14 protein-coding genes are annotated in these 21066 nt (G+C 68.6%); 5 read left to right on the top strand and 9 right to left on the bottom strand.

The genetic code is table 11. The features are described from left to right. From treS to VFP86_05525, 7 genes are all read right to left on the bottom strand, one after another. A partial coding sequence (gene treS, locus VFP86_05555; GenBank protein ID HET8999093.1) for a maltose alpha-D-glucosyltransferase occupies window positions 1–3203 on the bottom strand: 3203 nt, incomplete at its 3' end. Between the two features lie 18 nt (window positions 3204–3221). Continuing rightward, a complete protein-coding gene (locus tag VFP86_05550) occupies window positions 3222–5201 on the bottom strand; it encodes an alpha-1,4-glucan--maltose-1-phosphate maltosyltransferase (protein ID HET8999092.1) in 1980 nt (659 codons plus the stop codon). A gap of 54 nt (window positions 5202–5255) precedes the next feature. Further along, a complete protein-coding gene (locus VFP86_05545) occupies window positions 5256–7403 on the bottom strand; it encodes an alpha-amylase/4-alpha-glucanotransferase domain-containing protein (protein ID HET8999091.1) in 2148 nt (715 codons plus the stop codon). A 9-nt stretch (window positions 7404–7412) separates the two neighbouring features. Continuing rightward, window positions 7413–8930 carry an MDR family MFS transporter gene (locus VFP86_05540; protein HET8999090.1) on the bottom strand — a complete coding sequence of 506 codons (1518 nt, stop codon included), beginning with the start codon at window positions 8928–8930 and terminating at the stop codon, window positions 7413–7415. After that, complete coding sequence (locus VFP86_05535; protein ID HET8999089.1) at window positions 8927–10249, bottom strand: FAD-binding oxidoreductase; 1323 nt, start codon at window positions 10247–10249, stop codon at window positions 8927–8929. Before VFP86_05535 ends, VFP86_05540 begins: the two co-directional genes overlap by 4 nt. After that, window positions 10246–11553: a (Fe-S)-binding protein gene (locus VFP86_05530; GenBank protein HET8999088.1), complete on the bottom strand. Its 1308-nt coding sequence runs from the start codon at window positions 11551–11553 to the stop codon at window positions 10246–10248. Before VFP86_05530 ends, VFP86_05535 begins: the two co-directional genes overlap by 4 nt. 28 nt (window positions 11554–11581) lie before the next feature. After that, a complete protein-coding gene (locus VFP86_05525; protein HET8999087.1) occupies window positions 11582–13057 on the bottom strand; it encodes an FAD-linked oxidase C-terminal domain-containing protein in 1476 nt (491 codons plus the stop codon). A 155-nt stretch (window positions 13058–13212) separates the two neighbouring features. On the opposite strand from VFP86_05525, the gene VFP86_05520 reads away from it, so the two are divergent. Next, window positions 13213–13374, top strand: coding sequence for a hypothetical protein (locus tag VFP86_05520; protein HET8999086.1), 162 nt, complete (start codon window positions 13213–13215; stop codon window positions 13372–13374). Between the two features lie 15 nt (window positions 13375–13389). On the opposite strand, the gene VFP86_05515 is transcribed toward VFP86_05520, so the two are convergent. Both VFP86_05515 and VFP86_05510 read right to left on the bottom strand, forming a co-directional pair. Next, entirely contained in the window at window positions 13390–14118 is a 729-nt protein-coding gene (locus tag VFP86_05515; protein ID HET8999085.1) for a lactate utilization protein, read from the bottom strand. Beyond that, window positions 14115–16235, bottom strand: coding sequence for an LUD domain-containing protein (locus VFP86_05510; GenBank protein ID HET8999084.1), 2121 nt, complete (start codon window positions 16233–16235; stop codon window positions 14115–14117). Before VFP86_05510 ends, VFP86_05515 begins: the two co-directional genes overlap by 4 nt. Window positions 16236–16314: 79 nt before the next feature. On the opposite strand from VFP86_05510, the gene VFP86_05505 reads away from it, so the two are divergent. The 4 genes from VFP86_05505 to VFP86_05490 all read left to right on the top strand — a co-directional run. Continuing rightward, complete coding sequence (locus VFP86_05505) at window positions 16315–16911, top strand: DUF488 domain-containing protein (GenBank protein HET8999083.1); 597 nt, start codon at window positions 16315–16317, stop codon at window positions 16909–16911. 53 nt (window positions 16912–16964) lie between these two features. Further along, window positions 16965–18389, top strand: a complete 1425-nt coding sequence (locus tag VFP86_05500) for an amidase family protein (protein HET8999082.1) — start codon at window positions 16965–16967, stop codon at window positions 18387–18389. A 71-nt stretch (window positions 18390–18460) separates the two neighbouring features. Next, window positions 18461–19759 carry an MFS transporter gene (locus VFP86_05495; GenBank protein HET8999081.1) on the top strand — a complete coding sequence of 433 codons (1299 nt, stop codon included), beginning with the start codon at window positions 18461–18463 and terminating at the stop codon, window positions 19757–19759. A gap of 47 nt (window positions 19760–19806) precedes the next feature. Beyond that, window positions 19807–21066, top strand: a 1260-nt coding sequence (locus VFP86_05490) for a copper resistance protein CopC (protein ID HET8999080.1), incomplete at its 3' end; no start/stop codon positions are given.

Below are 21066 nucleotides of genomic sequence, written 5' to 3'. Positions count from 1 at the left end.
GCGTCGCCGGCCAGGGCAAGATAGGCCTTCAAGAACGCCGCGGAGACCCAACTGTACCAGAACCGCGCGTGCGTCTCCAGATGCGGGAGCGCATCAGGGTGTTCGGAGATCCCACCCCGTTCCGCCAGGTCGAAGATCGCGGCGTACGTCGCGTAGTGGAATGACCGGAGCATGCCCGCGACGTCGCGCAGCGACGGCCGCTTGAGGCGGCGTTCGGTGAGCGACCGCGCGGGTTCCCCCTCGAAGTCGATGATCACAATGTCCTTTCCTGTGTACAGGACCTGCCCCAGATGGTAGTCGCCGTGCGTGCGGATGCGCATCGCACCGATCTTCCGGTCGAGGAGCGCGCGGTAGCGTCCGATGATCTGGCCCTCGGCGTCGAGGACCTGCTGGGCCACCGGCTGCACGGAGTCGGGGAGATCTTTCATCCGGCGGCCCAGCGCCTGCAGGGTCTGCCGCGTGAGGCTGCGCATGGACTGGTAGAGGGACCGCTGGTAGAGCGGCGTGAACGGCTCGGGGGCGAACTGCGGGTCGTTCGAATCGGACGCGAGCGCCCTGTGGAGCTCGGCCGTGCGCTGCCCCAGCAGGCGGGCCGTATCGAGATACGTTCGGATGGTCTCGGTCGCCTGCGCGGGGATCTCCCCCGCGGCGATTTCCATGAGCGGCTCCGGCGGCAGCGTCAGCTCGACGCCGGGCTGCGTTACCGCGCGGTCGAAGTAATGGCGGAGCGCGTCGAGCGTGTACCTCCACGCATCGCCCTCGTTGGGGACGAACCCCTGTACGATCGCGAGCGTGATCGGTTCCTGATGGTTCGCCCGATATTCGATGGCGCCGGCCACAGGAGGGACATGGGGGAAGGACGCCCGGTCGGTCAGGAACCGGCCGATCTCGAGGTCGGGGTTGACGCCGAGCTCGAGGCGGCGGAACAGCTTCAAGATGAAGCGGTCGCCGTAGACCACGGACGTGTTGCTCTGCTCCGCTTTCACGAGCGTCGGCTCCGCCGTGCCGTCCTCGACGGCTTCCGTGAGGCGCCGCCGCATTGCCGCAGTGGGGTTGAAGACGAGCTCACCGACCGCCCCCCGCAGACGCCGGCGCCGGGCGATCGCCTCGAGGAGCGCCACGGAGAACCCGCGGTCCACACTGGCATCGTAGAGGAGGCCCGGCTCGGGGAGACCGTCTCTCTGTATCGAGGCGACGGCGGCGTATGGCATGTCCGACCGCACGCGCTCGCCCTGATCCCCCAACGCGAAGGTGAGCGGTAGGACATAGCCCTGGGCGTCCCCTTCGAGGTACTGGACCTCCACCATCAGGATGTAGGCGGTCTGCGCCGCAAACGGCATGGGCACGACCTCACGGATCGCTACCGTCTTGATCGGACGCGCCTTTCCCCCGAACCACCGCCGCGCCCGCAGATAGGCCGGCAGGACCTCCTCGAGCGCGGCCTTGGCCTTTCCCTGGAACAGGGCCTCCCAACCGCCTGACGTCCGGAGGATGGGCAGGGCGGCCTCGCCGTCCGAGCGGGCCGCCGCCAGCACGGTCGCGCGTTGCGGCTCCAGCGAAAACATGAAGAACCCGTGCGGTCCCAAGGTAATGAAGTACGGGAGGTCTCCCACCGGAGGGAACGGGGTCCGGCCGAAGAGCTCGACCGGGACCATGCCGCGAAACGCGGCAAGGTTGAGCTCGACGTACTGCACGAAACGCGAGAGGTTGGCCACCACGAGAATCAGTTCGTCCTGGTAGCGGCGGAGAAACACAAGCACCCGGCGGTTGTCCGGCTGGAGAAACTCGAGCGTCCCCCGGCCGAACGCCTTGTACCGTTTGCGCAGGGCGATCAACCGCTGCATCCACCAGAGCAGGGAGTGGGTGTTGTTGAGCTGTGCCTCCACGTTGACCGTTTCGTAGTGGTACTCGGGGTCGATGATCACCGGGAGGTAGAGCTGCTGGGGGTTCGCCCGGGAGAAGCCGGCGTTTCGGTCGGAGCTCCACTGCATCGGTGTGCGAACGCCGTTGCGGTCGCCGAGGTAGATGTTGTCGCCCATCCCGATCTCATCGCCGTAATAGACGATGGGGGTCCCCGGCGCGGAGAAGAGCAGGCCGTTCATCAGCTCGATCCGCCGGCGGTGGTTGCCCAACAGCGGGGCCAGCCGCCGGCGAATGCCCAGGTTGATCCGCGCGTTCGGGTCGTGGGCGTAGACGCGGTACATGTAGTCGCGGTCTTCGTCCGTCACCATCTCGAGGGTCAGTTCGTCGTGGTTGCGCAGAAACATCGCCCACTGGCAGATCTCCGGGATCGGCGGGGTCTGCTGGAGGATCTCGAGGATCGGGAAGCGGTCCTCCATCCGGATCGCCATGAACAGGCGCGGCATGAGGGGGAAGTGAAACGCCATATTACACTCGTCCCCCTCGCCGAAGTACGCGATCGCGTCCTCGGGCCATTGGTTGGCTTCCGCCAGGAGCATCCGGTCGGGGTATTGGCTGTCGATGTGGCGCCGGAGCGTCTTGAGGAAGGCGTGAGTCTCAGGGAGGTTTTCGCACGACGTGCCCTCGCGTTCGTACAGGTACGGCACGGCGTCCAGGCGGAGCCCATCCACGCCCTCGCGGAACCAGAAATCCATGACCTGGAGCATCGTCCGCTGCACGGCCGGGCTATCGTAGTTCAGATCCGGTTGGTGCGCGTAGAAGCGGTGCCAGAAGTAGGCCTTCGCCATAGGATCGAGCGTCCAGTTCGATGGCTCGAAGTCCTTGAAGATGATCCGGGCGTCCCGATAACGGTCCGGGGTGTCGCTCCAGACGTAGAAGTCCCGCCACCGGCTGCCGGGGGCGGCCCGGCGCGCTCGTTGGAACCAGGGATGCTGGTCGGACGTGTGGTTGAGCACCAGTTCGGTGATCACCCGCAGCCCGCGGCGGTGCGCTTCCCGCAGGAAGATCTGGAAGGCGCGCATGTCGCCGTAGTGGGCGTGGATCCCCGTGTAATCGGCGATGTCGTAGCCATCGTCGCGCAGGGGGGACGGATAGAAAGGCAGGAGCCAGAGCGCGGTGACCCCCAGGTTCTGCAGGTAGTCGAGCTTGTCGGTCAGCCCGCGGAAGTCCCCGACCCCGTCCCCGTCGCTGTCGGAGAAGGCGCGGACGTGCACCTCGTAGATGATCGCGTCTTTGTACCACAGCGGCTCATGCTCGAGGGCGGCGTCCTTGCGTCGGGCCATCGGGGCTACCTCAGCCTCTCACGCGTAGTACTCGAATTGCTGCTCCGTTCGGACCCGCCGCCGCACGCGGAAGATGTGCGCGGGGATCCTCTGGGGATCGAGCTCCACGTAGTTCCGCGCGCCGTGCCAGATAAAGCGCGCGTCGGTGAGGAGGTCGTGCACCTGATAGGGTTGCTCCGCGTCGAGCCCCAGCGTCGCCAGGTCGAGGGCCGTCCATCCGGCCTGGGGGTGGTGCGGGTCGAGGTTCACGACCACCAGCACACAGCTGGCGAGGTCGTCGGTCCGTTTGCTGTAGCAGATCAGCTGGTCGTTGTCGACGTCGTGGAATCGGAGGCTGCGGTCGCCCCACAGGGCTGGGTTGTCCCGCCGGATCTGATTGACCCGCGCGATGATCTCCCGGAGGCTGTCGGGCCGGTCAAGCTCCCAGCGCTTGATCTCATATTTTTCGGAGTCCAGGTACTCTTCGCTCCCGGGCTCCCGGGGGACGCGTTCGCACAGTTCGAAGGACGGTCCGTAGACGCCGTATCCCGCTCCCAACGTCGCGGCGAGCACGAGGCGCGTGATGAACGCCGGCCGCCCACCCAGCTGAAGGAACTCCGTGAGGATGTCGGGGGTGTTGGTCCAGAGGTGCGGCCGGTAGTGCTCACGCACGTCCGTCTGCGTAAGCTCGGTGAAGTACTCGGTCAGCTCCGCGCGCGTGTTGCGCCAGGCGAAGTAGGTATACGATTGCGTAAACCCGAGCCGGCTGAGGCGGTACATCACCTTCGGACGCGTGAACGCCTCTGCGAGAAAGAGCACCTCGGGATGGTCGCGCTTGACCTCCCCGATCAGCCATTCCCAGAAGGCAAACGGCTTGGTGTGCGGGTTGTCCACGCGGAAGATGCGCACGCCCTGGGCGATCCAAAAGTCGACGATGCTCTTGAGCTCCGCCCAGAGTTCGCGCCACTCGTGCGTGTCGAAGTCGAACGGGTAGATGTCCTCGTACTTCTTGGGCGGGTTCTCGGCGTACTGCACGGTCCCATCGGGCCGATGCCGAAACCACTCCGGGTGTTCCCGCACGTAGGGGTGATCCGCCGAGCACTGGTAGGCCAAATCCAGCGCCACTTCGATCCCGTACTGCGAGGCGCGTTCGACGAGACGGTGGAAGTCGTTGAGCGTGCCGAGCTCGGGATGCACGGCCTTGTGCCCCCCGGCTTCCGAACCGATCGCCCACGGGCTGCCCGGATCGGTGGGGCCGGCGGTCGTGGCGTTGTTCTTGCCCTTGCGGTGGGTGTGCCCGATGGGATGGATCGGCGGGAGGTAGAGCACATCGAACCCCATCTCAGCGACGTACGGCAGACGCCGGATGCAGTCCGCGAGCGTGCCGTGACGGCCCGAGGTCGGGGCGCACGAGCGCGGGAACATCTCGTACCACGCGCTGAACCGCGCCCGCTCCTGGTCGACGACGACGGCGAGCGTCCTCTCGTAGGTCGTACTGAACCGGCGGTCGGCGTACTTCTGCATGAGCGCGCCGAGTCCGGCCGGCACCGGGGACCCCTGCTCCTCGCGCGCGCCTTCTCGCAGGGCGTCCGCGTACCCCCCGAGGCGCTCGGCGTCGCCCCCGGCGGCGCGCCCCTGCGCGTCTTCGACCAGCGCGGCCCCGATAAGGAGTTCGACTCGGACCTCCTGCCCGGCCTCGATACGTTTGGGCAGGTCCCGAACCCAGGACATGAACCTGTCGACCCAGCCCTGCACCGTAAACTCGTAGCGGCCGACCTTAGTGACGGTGAACGCTCCTCGCCACCGATCGTTGCCGAGCGGCGCCATGGGCGTCTCGGTCCACTCGCCGTCCTGAGATCGATGGAGGAGGACGCACGCCAGGGCATCATGCCCATCCACAAACACGTCCGCCTCCACGACGACCTGCTCACCGGTCGTCCGCTTGACCGCGAACCGCCCGCCGTCGATCTCGGGTGCAACACCCGTGACGACGACCCGGCGCCGTCCGTCGAACTCCATCCCGCTATCGTTCCCGTGATCCGGCAGGGCGATCCTCCTCCCCAGGCGCGCCGTTCACGAAGATTTTACCCATGAGCCGGTGATCTCGGACCGCGTCGTCTGCTCCCAGAGTTGGCCGGGTGCAAGGTCCACGGGCCAGCGCAGCAGGAGAACGGTCCCCTGGTCGGTTCGCTCGTACCCCCCCTCCGAGTTGGAGACGGTGACCAGCGGGAAGCTCCACGCCGCCGCCGGCCTGGAAGGCGCGAATGTGAGGACCAGCCCCGAGTGGCCTTCCGTGATGATCAGCCGGCCGGCCGCCGGGAGCTCCCCGACCTCGTCGAGCGGGAGGCGGCGTTCCGCAGCGTCGGCCCACACCTGCCCGGGGCCGCCGAACAGGCCGAGGCCCCATTCCTCGGCGACGAGCGCGTGGAGCGGTTCCGGGCCGTTCCAGTGGAGCCGGATGGTATGGTCCAATCCATGGTCGCCGGCCGCGAGTTCGAGCCGGCGCTCCACCGTCACGGTCCCGCCATAGAGCGCCGATTCGCGGGTGAGGGTCAGCGCCGCCGTTCCAGGCGCCTCGGCCAATTCCCAGCCGTACGCTCGGCCGGCGAATCCTCCGAGGTCGTCCTGCTCGTCGCGCCACACCTGCTCGAGCGTCGTCCCGGTTGGGAACAGATGGACGCGCAGGCTGGCCCGCCGATCCCGGTCGTAGATCAAAAAGCGCTCGAGTCCGGTCTCTTTCGTGCGCACGGCCGTCGTATGGATCGATTCCATCTGAGCGTTCGCGCCTCCGGCCGTGCCGGCCTCCGCCGCGCGGCGCAGGTCGACGTGGTACGCTTCGGGCCGGCGGGTGAGCACGTTCCCGAGGTGGCGGGGAACCGGCCGGTAATCCCACTCGACGACGCATCCCCCCCTGGCCGGGTCCACGGTGAGGACGAGGATGTCGGTGGCGAGGCGTACGTCCGTCCGCCCGTCGCCGTCCAGATCACGGGCTTCCGCGACCGCGTACGGCCCCGAGTGGTGGGCGGCTTCGGCCATCGCCTCCGCGGCGATCAGTCGTGCGAACACAGCGCCGCGGACGTGCGGCAGGTACACGCCGCCGAAGACGCCGTGCCAGTACGGACAATTGCACTCGCCCGCCCACAGCGCGTCGCGGGCCTGCGCCTGCGCGACACCGCCCGGCATCGCGTCGACCTTCTTTCCCGCCCGCAGCGCCAACTGGTGCATCGTGTTGGCCTCCGCGTAGCGGACGAGGAAATGCCGCCAGTAGCCTCCTCGGACGAACGGCACGATGTGCTCCCACTGCGCGGCGGCGAGGTCGTGGACGCGCCTCAGGCGTCCTGCCCGCTCGGCGGGGAGCGCCCACTCCGCCATCTCCGCATACGTCGACGTCGGCAGATAGATGCGCCCCGCCGCGTCGCGCGTCCGCCGGTACTCGCCCGGCGGGGTGACCTCGATCCACGGGGTGGACTCGAGGGCCTCGAAGAATCGATCCATCCAGCCGCGCTCCCAGCAGTGTTCGTAGGTGCCCGGCCACATGCCGAACTTCTCACCGTCGTCTCCCATGAGGGCGAGGTCGAGCGCGGTCTCGCGGTCGCCCGTCTCGACCGACGTCTCGGCGAGCGTCCGGAGGTACGCGATCACCTCTTCGACGGAGACCCAGGGGATCAGGTAGCGCAGTCGCTTCAGGCTGGGGAAGATCGCGAGCGGAGCCCCTTCCTCCTCGGTCATGTAGTAGCCGAGGAGCTGGCCCTCATTGAGTCCCACGGCCTCGAAGTGCGCGTCGTCGACGATCGTATAGCGCACGCCCGCCTCGCTGAGCGGCCGCGCCAGATGCGGTTCCCACACGCGCTCCGCAAGCCAGAGGCCCTGGGCCTCATACCCAAACTCCTCCGCGATCGTCCGGGTCAGCTTCTCGATCTGACCGCGCTTGTCCGCATCGGGGATGATGGCGAGGATCGGTTCATAATAGCCGCCGGTCATCAGCTCCACCTGCCCGCGCGCGGCCAACGCCCGGATGCGGGCGAGGAAATCGGGCCGGTGCGGCCTCAGCCAATCGAGCAGAGGCCCCGAATAGTGGAGGGCCAAGCGGATCCGCGGGTGCCGCTCCAGCCCGGCGAGGAGTGGCGCGTACGCCTTGTCGGTCGCCTGCGCGAAGATGTGATCGAAGTTGCCGATGGGCTGATGGTTGTGGATGGCGAGCGAGAGGACGATGGGATGCATGGGGATGGGTCAGTCGGCGTCCGCGCCTCCGGTGGCTTGGGCCGGGGCGAGCTCCATCACGCTGCCGGCAGGCATGTAGAGCAGCACGACGATGAATCCCAGCGCGATCAGGACGAGGCCGAGCATGAAGATGCTGTGGACGGCCTGGGCGAGCGCCTGGCGGAACGCCTCGTGCCCCGCGGCCGTCAGGTGCGCCTGGACGCTCGCGTCCAGCGCGGCCTGCGGGTCCGCGAACCTCGAGATGCCCGGCCCGGCCGCGCCGCCGAGGGCCCGCATCCGGGCCGTGAGCACGCCGATCAGCACCGCGCCCTGCAGGCTGATGCCGATCGCGCTGCCGATGTTCCGCGAGAAGATGTTGATGGACGTGGCGAGGCCGCGCTGCGCCCGCGGCACCGCGTTCTGCATCGCGATCATCAAGATCGACGCGGTCAGCCCCATCCCCGATCCCAGCAGGACCATGTTCGCGACGACCTGCTGGATGGACGACTGGGCCGTCAAACGGGTGAGGAAGAAAAATCCGGCCACCAGGATGAGCATCCCGCTGACGATGACCGGACGGTACCCCAGCCTCAAGGCCAGCCGGCCCGCGCCGATGCTCGAGAACGTCCAGAACACCATGAACGGGGTGAGGACCGCGCCGGCCGCGGTGGCGCTCGTGTTGATCACGCCCTGCACGAAGAGGGGGATATACACCACCGCGCTGAACATGCTGGCGCCGAGCAGAAAGCCGCCCACGACCCCCACGGTCACGACCCGGTCCCTGAAGAGGCTGAACGGAAGAAACGGATGCGGGGTTCTCGTTTCCACCTGGATGAAGAGCACGACGAGCATGGTGCACAGCCCGGCAAGTCCGGCCACCGGGAGGGACCGCCAGGGGAACGCCTGCCCGCCCCAGAGGAGAAGCAGCAAGAGTGTGACCGCCGCGCTCGTGAGCAGGCTGATCCCCGCATAGTCGATCCGGCCTTCGCGCATGGCGGTCTGATCGCGAAAGGCCACCATGATGATGACGGTGGCGATCAACCCTGCCGGCACGTTGACGAAGAAGATCCAGCGCCACGTGACATGGTCGGCGAAAAATCCGCCGAGCAGGGGGCCGACGATCGCCGCGAGCCCCCAGACGCTGCTGAAAGTCCCCTGGATTCGGAGACGCTGCTCCACCGGATAGAGGTCGGCGATGATCGTGAGGGCGATCGGCAGCACCGCTCCACCGCCGATCCCTTGGAGCAGCCGGAACAGCACGAGTTGGTCCATCGAGCGGGACAGCCCGCAGAGCATCGACGCGCCGATGAACCACAAGATGCCCGTGAGATAGATGCGCTTCCGCCCGTAGAGGTCCGCCAGCCGCCCGAAGATCGGTGTCGTCGCGACGAACGCCAGTTGATAGGCCGCGAAGACCCAAGAGTAGAGCGCAAGGCCGCCGAGGGCCCCGACGATCGTCGGCATCGCCGTCCCGACCGCGGTCTGATCCATGGCCGCGAGGAACATCCCGAGCATGGCCGCGGCCGTGATGAGCGCGCGCCGCGTCATGACAACCCCCACCCTAACCGTCCCGGGACCATGATCCCCCGCGGATCGTACTGCTCGCGCAGCCGGCGCATGAGGTCGAGCCCCCCGGGAGCCTCGCCCCACAGCGGCAGCCGCGGTTTGAGGGCCGGCGGCGCCGCTTCGACCACGGCGTAGCCTCCGGCGGCGGACGCCGCCGCGCCGACCGCGGTGATGACGGCGGGCCCGTCCTCCGCCGCGCAGGCGGTGTACAGAAGCCCCACTCCCGCGTGCGCGACGATCTCGACCGGGCCGCCTGACGTCCGCGTGTCCTCCGCCGCGCGGGCCAGGTCGGTCCATCGCGCGATCGGGCCACCGGCACGGCAGATCACGTCGCCCGGATGCATGTCCGGGGATGGAAACTCGGCGACGGCCTGCCACAGCCCGGCGTGCGCCGGACCGTCGAGGACTTCGAAGTGGCCCTGCGGACCGGCGAGCGTACGCATCTCGTCGACGTGCCGCTTCCGGCTTTCCGCGAGCCCCTCGGCGAGCACCAGCACGCCCCATCCGCCGGCGTCCGAGGTGCCGGTTGCGGCCGCGATGCGCCTGAGCGCGTGCGGGTTCGCGGCCACGAGGGAAGCGGGGAGGAGGTACGACTGCATCACGGCCGTGGTCAGCGCGTGGGCGGCCGCGCGGTCGGGCACGCCCACGAGGATCGTCTGGCCTTCGCCGGGGGCCGGCGAGATCTTGAATGTGGCTTCGACGATGACGCCGACGGACCCCAGCGATCCGATGAACAACTTCGTCAGATCGTAGCCGGCAACGTTCTTTACCACCTTGCCGCCGGCCTTGATCACCTCGCCGGTGGGCAGCGCGACCCGGATGCCGATCAGCATGTCGCGAATCGAGCCGTAGAGGAGGCGGCGCGGCCCATTCCGGTTGGCCGCGATGACCCCACCGATCGTGGCCGCCCCGGCCCCCGGCGGATCGATGGGCAGCCACTGGCTGTGGGTCCCGAGCGCGGCCTGGAGATCGCGCAGGCGCGTGCCGGCCTGCGCCGCGACCACGTAATCAGCCGGTTCGTAGTCAGTGATGCCCGCGAGGCGTGTGGTGTCGACCACGAGGTCGGCGCGCGCCGGCACGCCGCCGAGGTGCTGGTGTACGCCGGCGCCGCGAGGGAGGACGCCGGCGCCTCGCTCGGCGGCGGCGGTGAGCAGCGCGGCGGTCTCCTCGCTCGATCCCGGACGGGCCGCCGCGCGGGGGTGGACGCCGTCCACGGCAAGCGGCGCCAGGGCCGCCGGATCGGTGACGATGTTCGCGGCACCGACGATCTCCCGCGCCCGATCGGCGAGGGCATCGGTCATGCCGTGTCGGCCGCCCTATACGCGCGGTCGATCAGATCGATGAGATGGTGGACGTGCACCCGCATCCCTCGGGCACGCACGCCGCCGGCGATCTGCAACATGCATCCGGGGTTCGGCGCGACGACGACATCGGCGCCCGTCGCCTGAATGGCGGCCACCTTCTCGTCGAGAATGACGCGCGAGTACTCGGGCTGCGTGAGATTGTAGATCCCCGCGCTGCCGCAGCAGCGGTCGGACCCCGACATTTCGACGAGGTCCACCCCGGGGATGCGACGGAGCAACTCTCGAGGTTGGCGGCGGATCCCCTGGCCGTGCGCCAAGTGGCAGGGATCCTGATAGGTCACGCGCGCCCGCACTTCGCCGAGCCCTCCGACCAGACCGAGCTCCGCCAGGAACTCGGAGACGTCACGACAGAGGTGACTGAATTGCGCCGCCCTGGCGCTGTAGCTCGGGTCGTCGCGGAAGAGCACCTCGTATTCTTTGCTCGCGCTTCCGCACCCGGCGGCGTTGATGACGATCGCATCGACCCCCGCGGCGAGAAATGTGTCGATGTTCCGCCGGGCCATCGCGCGGGCCTGGTCCCGCTCGCCGCTGTGCAGGTTCAGGGCGCCGCAGCACGTCTGAGCCCGAGGCACGACGACCTCGCACCCGTTCCGCTGGAGCACCCGGATCGTCGCCTCGTTGAGGTCGGCGAACATCACGCTCATCACGCAGCCGCTGAGCAATCCGACCCGCGCCCGCTGCGGGCCCATGGCGGGAAAGACCTCCTGCGCAGGAGCGAAGAAATGATCGGGGATACGAGGGAGCAGGGTCTCCATCTCGGCCAGCCGCCGCGGCACGAGATGAAGCGCATGCGCGGCGGACCGGAGTCCGCTTCGCTGGTAAAATCGCAGCAGCGCGGCGGCGAGACGGAGGCGGCCGGGAAAGGGCATCAGGTGCCGGAGGGCCAGGAGCGTGAGGCGCCGCGCCAGCGGCGACCCGGTGGGGCCGATCTCCGCCCGGGCGGCTTCGATGATCGTGCCAAACTTGACGCCGGAGGGACAGGCGGTCTCGCACGCGCGGCATCCGAGGCACACGTACATGTGCTCTTCGAACCGGGCGTCGATCGGGATCCGGCCCTGCGCGGCCGCTTCGATCAGGTGAATCCGGCCGCGCGGGGACTCGGTCTCGACCGACAGGATCCGGTAGGTGGGGCAGTGCTGCAGACAAAATCCGCACTGGATGCACTTGTCCAGCTCCGGGATCGCGAGGCGCGGAATCGGCTGTGCTGCGGGCGCCTCCGGGGAGGCAGCCTGGGGTGCCATCGAGGGGGCTCCTCTCCTCAGTCTCCGGTCAGATCCACAGTCCCGTCGCGCCCAACCGCGGCGGCCGGCGGACCATGAGTTCTCCGCAGGAGACGGGCGTGGGGAAGACCTTGAAGGGGTTCATCAGCTCATCCGGATCATACGACCGTTTCAACCTTCGCTGGGCCTCCAGATCGGCATCGCCGAAGATCCACGACATGTAGTTGTTCTTCTCGAATCCGATCCCGTGCTCCCCGCTGATGCTCCCCCCCACCGCGACGCAGGCGGCGAGGATCTCCTCGCTGGCCTTCATCACCCGGGCGGTCTCCCCCGGGGCTTCAGCGTCGTAGGGGATGAGCGGGTGGAGGTTCCCGTCGCCGGCGTGGAAGACGTTGGCGACCCGGATGCCGTTCCGCCTGGCGATCTCCATCACCTGGTGCATAATCGCGGGGAGCTGGCTGCGCGGCACGACCGCGTCGTGCAGGTAATAGTTGGGGGCCAGCCGGCCCATCGCGCCGAACGCGCCCTTCCGGGCCGCCCAGTAGAGATGGCGCTCCTCTTCCGATCGGGCGGTCCGAACGTCGCGCGCGCTGTTCCGCCGGCACAACGCCTCGATGGTCCCGGCGGAGGGCGCCAGGATCTCCCGGACCCCCTCCACTTCGATGAGCAGCACGGCGCCGGCGTCGAGCGGCAGCCCCGCGTGGATGGCCGGTTCCACGGCCTCTACGGTGAGCCGGTCGATCATCTCGAGGGAGGTGGGGCCGATGCCGGAGGCGATGATGTCCGCGACCGATTGGCTCGCCTGCTCGATCGTCGGAAAGATGCCAAGCATCGTCAGCACGCCCTCGCGGCGCCGCATCAGCCGGATCGTGACCTTGGTGACGATGCCGAGGGTGCCCTCCGATCCGACGGTGACGCCGACGAGGTCGAGCCCCGGGGCGTCCGCGCCCCGTCCGCCGAGCTGCACGATGGACCCATCCGCCAGGACCATCTCGAGGCCGAGCACGTGGTTCGTCGTCACTCCGAACGCGAGGGTGTGGACGCCGCCGCTGTTGTTGGCGACGTTCCCCCCGATGCTGCACGCCGACTGGCTGCTGGGGTCGGGGGCGTAGAAATATCCGCCCGCCTGGACGGCGTTCGTGACGTCCAGGTTGATCACGCCGGGCTCGACGATGGCGGTCCGGTTGTCGAGGTCCACGTGCAGGATGCGTTTCATCTTGGCCATGGAGACGATGATCCCACCGATCGGCGTGATCGCTCCTCCAGAGAGCCCGGTTCCGGAGCCGCGCGCGATCAGCGGCACGTGATGGCGCCGCGCGACCTTGACGATCCCCACCACCTCGTCCGTGGAGACCGGGGAGACGACGAGGTCCGGGAGGGCCGCCATGAAGTTGCAGCCGTCGTATTCGTAGGCGATGAGGTCGGCGGGGTGGGTAAACACGCGGTCGGGTCCCGCGACGTCCTGCAGCGCATGCACAAGGGCGTTTCGGTCGTCGATGCGGAGGCGGAGATCGGCGAGCTGCACGGCGGATTCAGTATAACATAGTTCGGCGCGGGCCTCGATCGACCGAGGACGTTGAAATATTCACAAATGTCCGCATATTCATTCCATCGATGGAGGGGGTCCGGAGGGCCTGCCCCGTAAGGACGCCTCAGAGCGTTGCAGCGAGGAGAATGGCCGTGGAGAACCGACGAGTGTGCCGGCGGGGGGTGTGCGCTTTCCTCGGCAAGCGCCTTGTGCTCGGCCTCCTCATGACAGTCTTCGCGATCGTCGCAGGATGGATGCTCCTTCCCCCCGAGGCCGGCACGGACCAGGCAACCGTGGACTGGTATTCGCGGTAACCCGGATCGCGGTCGCTACGCAAGCACCCAGGCGCGCAGCGCGTCGTCGTTGATCCCCGCGCTCTTCGGATGTTCCCAGATCACTACGTGGACCGTGCGCGGACCGTGCATGCCGTGGACGAGCGTGAACCCGATGTCGGCCGTCTTGCTCGGGCCGGAGACCAGAGAGACGTAGCGGGGCACCGGACGGTTGAGGTGCATCGCCGCGTATCCGCGCGCGATCAGGACGGCATCGAGCAGGCTCTCCACCACGCTGTCGGCCGTCACCAAGGCGATATGGACCGGCGGGACATTGCTCGCGGCTCTTCCGAACCCCAGCTCTTCCGCCAGCATGAGGCTCCCTGTGTCCGCGACAAGCGCGTTCGCGCCCGTGATCCCGAACTGCGCGGCGAGAAGGGAATCGCGCCAGGACCCATTCTGCCGGCCGGGCTCCCCGTCGCCCGGGAGGGTGACCACGGTGCGGCCCTCCGCGCGAAGGACGTCCGCCACGCCGACGGCCCGGCCGACGACGCACGGATGGTACACGGCGGTCGCGCCTGTGGGAATGATTTCGAGGACGCGCTTCGCGACGTCGTCGCGCGCGGCCAGCCTGACCACATCGAAGCCCACGCCGTTCATCGTCTCGACGGCTTCATCGAGCAGGCCGGCGCGCGCACGCACCCGAGCGCGGTTCCGAAGGCGGCGGAGCGACGCCAGTATCTCTTCGGTCGCCCCGGCCGCGGACGGGGTTCCCGGGACACTCATGCGGTCGTGCCCGTGGCCCGGTCGAGCAGCTCCATCATGTGGACGACCCCGATCCGGTTGCCGGCGCCCGCGCGGGCCAATCCCCATCGCACCTGCAGCAGACACCCGGGGTTGCTCGTGACGATCAGGTCGGGGTTCGTCTCGCAGAGGTCCTGCGTGATGAGGTCGGCGAGGCGGCCGCTGACCTCGGGGTGCACGAGGCTGTAGATGCCGGCGCTGCCGCAGCACGCCTCACGGCGTTTGGCCTCGACGATCTCCAGCCCTGGAATCCGGCGGAGCAGCCACCGCGGCTCCTTGGTGACGCCCTGCGCGATGCCGAGGTGACAGGGATCGAAGTACACCGCGCGCGCCCGCACGCGCGTGACGGCCGGCGCCACGCCGCGGGCGGCGAGGAACTCGCTCACGTCGCGCACGCGCGCTGCAAATGCGCGCGCCCGTTCCGCGTACACCGAGTCGTCACGGAGCAGGTCGGGATATTCTTTCATCGCGGCCCCGCACCCGGCGGAGTTCGTCAGGATCGCCTCACAGTCGTCCAGCCCGTCGAACGCGTCGATGACCTTCTGCGCGAGCGCCCGAGCCTGCCGTCCCTCGCCCATGTGGTGATGGAGCGCGCCGCAACAGCCCTGGCTGCGCGGCATCCGGATCCGGCAACCGGACCGCGCCAGCACCCGGAGGGTCGCCCAGTTGATCGGGGCCAGCCACGTACTCATCACGCACCCGGTGAAGAACGCGACCGTGTGCTTGTGAGGGCCGATCGGTTCGATCACTTCGGGCGGCGGCGCCATCTCTCGCGGGGTAGGCATCGGCGGCAGGAGCGGCGCCGTCTCCCGCAGGCGGCGGGGTAGAAGGCGCTCGACCATCCGCCGCACCCCGAGTCGCTCTGCCGCATACACCGCCCGTCCGGCGGCCCGCATCAACGGCACGCGTCCGGTGAGGCCGAGCACCGCCCGGGCCATCGCCGGCAACCGCCGGGAGACGGGAAGCTGCTCACGGAGCCGGGCGTGCATTCCCGGCGTGTCGATCCGAACCGGGCAGGGGTCGACACACGCTCGGCAGTTGAGGCACAGCGAGAGTCCCTGCCCAGCCGTGAGCCCGAGCCCGGACGTGAAACTCGCCTGCAGCAGGCCGATGCCGCCGATGTGGGTCGACACGCCATATTTGTCCCCGATCACCGCGTACACAGGGCAGTGGTCGAGGCAGCTCCCGCAATTGATGCAGGCGAACGCCTCGCCGAACCCCTGCGCGATGGCGCGGCGCCGGCCGTTGTCGACGAGGACGACGTGCACCTCCCTGGGCCCAACGCCGTCGGCCGGGGCAGGCCCGGAGATGCATGACGCGTAGGTCCCGATCCGCTGGGCGACCCCGAAGACGCTGGCCCCCTGGATGACCAGGAGCGCGTCCTCCACCGTCCGGACGATCTTGGTGATGGGGACGACCGCGATGTAGACATCCGGGAGGGAGGAGAGCATCCGGATGTTGCCTTCGTTCTCCACGACGCACAGGGTGCCGGTGTCGGCGGCCAGCGCGTTGCCGCCCGACAGGCCGTACCCGGCGGTCGCAAACGCGGAGCGCAGGTCCTCCCGGGCGACCTTGACGATCTCCTCCGGATCATCGGGAAGCATCTCGCCCGCCAGCTCGCTGAAGAGCTCGCGCACGCGCTGTTTCGTGACCTGGATGGCCGGCGCGATGATGTGTCCGCCGTAGGTCCCGTTGAGCTGATTGATGCGGTCGCCGAGGTCGGTCTCGACAACCTTGACGCGCCGGGCCTCGAGCGCTTCGACGATGCCGATCTCCTTGGCGGCGTTGCTCTTGGATTTGACGACCGTGCCGCCCCCCACCACCTTGAGGATGTACTTGCGCGCGTCCGCTGCGGTCGAAGCCACGGCGACGGTGCAGCCGTTGCGCTCCAGCTGCTCTGTCGCGATCAGGACGAGCTCGTCGAGGTGGTCCAGCGCGTCCATCTTGATATGCCGGACGCGCTCTTGCAGATCGGGATACCTCGACCGCGCCCCCTCGAGGCGCGGCCGCAGTCCTGTGAAGACTTCTCGGCGCGCCTGGTCCGCGGATGCGTCGGCCAGGCCGGCGGCGATGCGCTTGCGAAGGGGAGGAAGCTTCACGGGCGGCCGGCGGCAGATGGCATGAGGGCGTTCATCGAAAGGACATTCCGGCCACGGCCGGTAAATCCCTCCGCAGGCGATGCGACTGCACACGATCGGGCATTCCACCCGGACCCTCGACGAGTTGGTGGACGCGCTGCGGACCTTTGGGATCCGCTTGCTGGTCGATATCCGAACGATCCCGCGATCGCGCCACACGCCGCAGTTTAACCGGGAGGCGCTGACCCGGCGCCTCCCGGGACGGGGTATCCGGTACACGCATCTCGGGGCCTTGGGGGGCCTCCGGAAGCCGCGTCCCGACTCGCGCAACACGGCCTGGCGTAATGCCGGCTTCCGGGGATTCGCGGATTACATGGAGACTCCCGAGTTTGCGGAGGGGCTCCGAGCACTCCGGGCTCTGGCCGAGGATGCGGGGCCGGTGGCCTTCATGTGCGCCGAAGCCGTCCCGTGGCGGTGCCATCGCTCGCTCGTCGCGGATGCCCTGACGGCTCGGGGGGATACGGTCCTGCACATCATGGAGGCCGGGAAGTCGCAGGCTCACGTGCTCACCGCTTGGGCGCGGGTCGACGGAACCCGCGTCACCTATCCGGGAGAGCCCCCGCGCGAAGACCGCCCTCGAGCGTCCCCGCGGCGCGGCCGGGCCCTCTCACGGTCCGCGGAGGACCGGCTCTTATAGCCTCATATATTAAGGAAGAAGCGCAAAGCAGAAGACATCGCAGGGAGGTAGGTATGGACGACACGGAGTTGTGCTTTACGCCCGCGATCGAGCTGAGGCGGCTCATTCGCGGGCGGAAGGTCTCCCCGGTCGAGATCACCGAGGCTGTGCTGAACCGGATCGGCCGGCTGAACCCGACACTCCACGCGTTCGTGACGGTCACGGCGGACCGGGCGCGGGCGGACGCCCGAGCGGCGGAGGCGCGTGCGCTCGAGGGTGAGTCCACCGGCCTCCTGGATGGCATCCCCTACTCCATCAAGGACCTGGAGCCAACGGCGGGCATCCGGACGACGTTCGGCTCGAAGTTCTTCGAGCACAATATCCCGGCAGAGGACGGTGCCGTCGCTGCCCGGATGAAGGCCTCGGGCGGAATCCTCCTCGGGAAGACCAACACGCCGCACTTCGGCCACCGGGACATGTGCGACAACCTGATCGGACCGCCGTGCCGGAATCCCTGGAAGCTCGATCGGACCTCGGGCGGATCCTCAGGCGGCGCCGGCGCGGCGGTCGCCTCGGGGTTGGGGCCGGTGGCACACGGGTCGGATGGCGCGGGATCGATTCGCATTCCTTCGGCGCTCTGCGGAGTGTTTGGGCTCAAGCCCTCGTTCGGCCGGGTGCCCTTTCATCCCAACCCCGACTACTGGTCCGCGCGGTCCCACAATGGTCCGATGACGCGCGCCGTCCGCGATGCCGCGCTGATGCTCACGGTCCTCGCCGGTCCTGATCCGCGCGACCCGCTGTCCATCGATGCCCCGCCCGAGGACTACGTGAAGGCCTGCGCCGGCGACCTCAAAGGACTCAAGGTCGCCTGGAGCAGGGATCTGGGCTACGCGGCGGAGGCGGTCGATCCTGAGGTGGGAGGGATCGCCGAGCGGGCGGCGCGGCGGTTTTCCGAGCTCGGCTGCGCGGTCGAGGCGCCGGCGATCCGGTGGCCCGATCCTAGGGAAGTGCACAAGATCATTTGGCAGGTGAGCATGGCCGCCCGATACGGCGACCGGGCCATCGAGCGGCCCGAATGGGTCGAGCCGTCCCTCATGCAGATGATCCTGAACGCGGGTCGGCTGAGCGCGGTCGAGTACGGGAAAGCCCTCGCGTTCCGAAGCGTCTTTTACAACGCGGTGCGTGAGTTCTTCGAAGCCTACGATCTGCTGCTGACCCCTCAGATGCCGGTCGCGGCCTGGTCCGTCGATGCCGGGGCGAACGACGGGCCCAACGATGCCGAAGGCCGGCCGATGCCCTTCTTGGATCGCGTCCCCTTCATGTATCCATTTAACTTGACCGGACAACCGGCCGCGAACGTGCCGTGCGGGTTCACCGCCGAAGGCCTCCCCGTCGGCCTGCAGATCGTCGGCCGGTGGCACGATGACGCCGTGGTCCTGCGGGCCGCGGCGGGGTTTGAGGCGATCCAGCCGTGGGCACAGCACTACCCGCCGCTGTGAGGCCGCCGACGCTCGCGCCGGAATAGGCGCGCCACAGCAGTCGTTCTACCGCCACGTATGGACGCATCGCTGTGCGTCTTGCGCGGGGGCGGTTCTACTACGGCTGGATCATCGCCGCCGTCACCTTTCTTGTCTTGCTCTCGGCGGCAGGGATTCGCTCGACGCCGGGGGTCCTGATCATCCCTCTGGAAAAGGAATTCGGCTGGACCCGGGCGACCGTGTCGCTGGCGATCTCCATCAACATCCTCCTGTACGGGCTGTTCGGGCCGTTTGCCGCGGCCCTGATGGACCGGTTCGGGGTCCGGCGCGTGATGACCGGCTCGCTCGGGCTGGTGGCCGTTGGCGTTGGGTTGACGACGGTGATGCACGCCTCGTGGCAGCTTGTGCTCCTCTGGGGAATCATTGTCGGGCTTGGGACGGGCGCCACGGCGTTGGTGCTGGGTGCGTATATCGCCAACCGCTGGTTCGTGGAGCGGCGCGGGCTCGTGATGGGACTGCTGACGGCCAGCACGGCCACCGGGCAGCTCATCTTCCTACCGATGCTCGCCTCGGTGGTCGTCAACCATGGGTGGCGGAACGCGGTGCTGATTGTTTCAGGCGTCGCGCTCCTGATGATCCCGATCGTCGCGTTCTTTATGCGAAACGACCCCAGCGACATCGGGCTCCGTCCGGACGGCGCGCCGCCCGAGGGGCCCGAGACGCCGCGGGGGCTGACGACAGGCAATCCGGTGACGGCGGCGCTGTCCGCGCTCGGGAGAGGATTCAAGTCGAGAGACTTCTGGCTGCTCGCCGGCAGTTTCTACATCTGCGGCGCCAGCACGAACGGCCTCATCGGCACCCACCTGATTCCCGCGTCGATGGAGCACGGGATCCCGGAGGTGGCGGCGGCGAGCCTGCTCGCGGCGATGGGTGTGTTCGACCTGATCGGCACGACCGTCTCGGGGTGGCTGTCCGACCGGTGGGACAGCCGGTACCTGCTGTGCTGGTACTACGGGCTCCGGGGCCTGTCGTTGCTCTTCCTTCCGTATGCGCTGGGGACGCAGTTCCTCGCGCTGGCCGCCTTCGCCGTCTTCTACGGCCTCGACTGGGTCGCCACCGTTCCGCCGACCGTCCGCCTGACCGCCGACATCTTCGGCAAGCGCAACGTGGGCCTCATGTTCGGCTGGATCGCCGCCGCGCACCAGCTCGGAGCCGCGACCGCGGCATTCGGGGCGGGGGCCGTGCGCACGTGGCTCGGCGGTTATCAGGTCGCGTTCATGACCTCGGGGCTGCTCTGCTTGCTCGCGGCCGGCCTGGTGATCCGGATCGGCCAGGCGTCTCGGGGTGATCTCGTGCGTCACCGTGCGGCCGAGGCGGGGGCGTCGATCTAATCGAGTCGCGCGCGATCCGACGGCTCGTTGTCGCCGCGATCGCGGCGGTGGGCTGGCTGGCAGTTGGGCCTCCGGGGGCGCTGGCCCACGCCACTCTCGTTCGCTCCGATCCCTCCGATCCATGCGCGATTCTTTCGTTCTCCCGTCTCCCGCAGCTGCCCCAGGCGGACCTCCCCTGCGCCACCGGGATGGTGCTGCGCCAGCCGCCGCGGTTCGTCCGTCTGTACTTCAACGAGCGTGTGGACCTCATCGGGCGGGGCGTGCGCGTGTTTGGGCCGGGCGGGAGGCGTGTCGAGGTCGGACCGGCGCAGATCTCCGGTACTGAGGTATCGGTCAAGGTCAATGCGGCGGAGCCGGGCACATATCGCGTCATCTGGCGAGTTGTCGCCTCGGACACGCATCCGGCGCAGGGGACGTTCGCCTTCAGCGTCGGACATTCGAGCGGGCCCCCCGCCGGAATGGCGGCGGGAGCCGGCAGTCCTGCACGACCCACGGTGGGGCTTGCGCTTCAGACGCTCGCCCGAGCGCTCCACTTCGCCGGATACGCGATGAGCTTTGGCGTGATCGGGTTCCGCCAATTGGTGCTCGTGCCGTTGTCACTTGCGGACGATGTCTCATCCGAGCGACGGCTCTGGCGGCTCGTTGGGGCGGGGGTCCTCACACTGCTGATCGCAGAGCCTCTCGCGCTGGTTGCGCAGACCACCAGTTTGGGCGCGGCGGGCGACGGCCCATTCGACCTCGAGCTGGCGGGGGGTGCTTTGGACTCGAGTTTCGGCCGCGTGCTCGCGCAGCGGCTGGGCGCGGCGGTCCTTCTCTGGGTGCTCGTCGGCGCGGTGCGGAACACGCACATCGGTGAGATGCAGATGGCCTGGGCGGTCCTGCCCCTGGGCGCCGTGGTGGCTCTGATCGACGGTGAGGCGGCCCACGCCGTCGGGACCCGTCCCGCATGGGCCGGCCTGAGCATCAACATGGTGCACGAAGCGGCGATGGGTCTATGGCTGGGAGGGCTGCTGGGACTGTTGAGCATCTACCGGATGCCGGGCATCGCATCGCGCCGGGGGGCGATCGTCGCGCGAACCACTCGGATCGCCTTGGTGTTGGTGACGGTGCTGATCATCACCGGGACGGTGATGGCGCTGCAGCACCTGACGGGCCTCCGCGACCTCGCCGCAACCGCGTACGGACGAACGCTCTTGGTGAAGCTCTGCGTTCTTGCGGCGGGACTCGCGATTGCGTGGGCCGCGGTGTCGGCACCGGTCGATGGCCGCCCTCGGTGGTGGGTGCGCGAGGCGGGAGCGCTCCTCGGC

This window comes from bacterium (assembly GCA_035703895.1).
Lineage (GTDB): Bacteria > Sysuimicrobiota > Sysuimicrobiia > Sysuimicrobiales > Segetimicrobiaceae > Segetimicrobium.
The sequence above is the reverse complement of the archived record's forward strand: the minus strand, read 5'-3'. Positions and strand labels throughout refer to the sequence as shown.

Excerpts from the sequence above, each read along its gene's own strand:
- VFP86_05550 (HET8999092.1), bottom strand. The coding sequence starts at position 5,201 with ATGGAGTTCGACGGACGGCGCCGGGTCGTCGTCACGGGTGTTGCACCC.
- VFP86_05545 (HET8999091.1), bottom strand. The coding sequence starts at position 7,403 with ATGCATCCCATCGTCCTCTCGCTCGCCATCCACAACCATCAGCCCATC.
- VFP86_05540 (HET8999090.1), bottom strand. The coding sequence starts at position 8,930 with ATGACGCGGCGCGCGCTCATCACGGCCGCGGCCATGCTCGGGATGTTC.
- VFP86_05535 (HET8999089.1), bottom strand. The coding sequence starts at position 10,249 with ATGACCGATGCCCTCGCCGATCGGGCGCGGGAGATCGTCGGTGCCGCG.
- VFP86_05530 (HET8999088.1), bottom strand. The coding sequence starts at position 11,553 with ATGGCACCCCAGGCTGCCTCCCCGGAGGCGCCCGCAGCACAGCCGATT.
- VFP86_05515 (HET8999085.1), bottom strand. The coding sequence starts at position 14,118 with ATGAGTGTCCCGGGAACCCCGTCCGCGGCCGGGGCGACCGAAGAGATA.
- VFP86_05505 (HET8999083.1), top strand. The coding sequence starts at position 16,315 with ATGCGACTGCACACGATCGGGCATTCCACCCGGACCCTCGACGAGTTG.
- VFP86_05500 (HET8999082.1), top strand. The coding sequence starts at position 16,965 with ATGGACGACACGGAGTTGTGCTTTACGCCCGCGATCGAGCTGAGGCGG.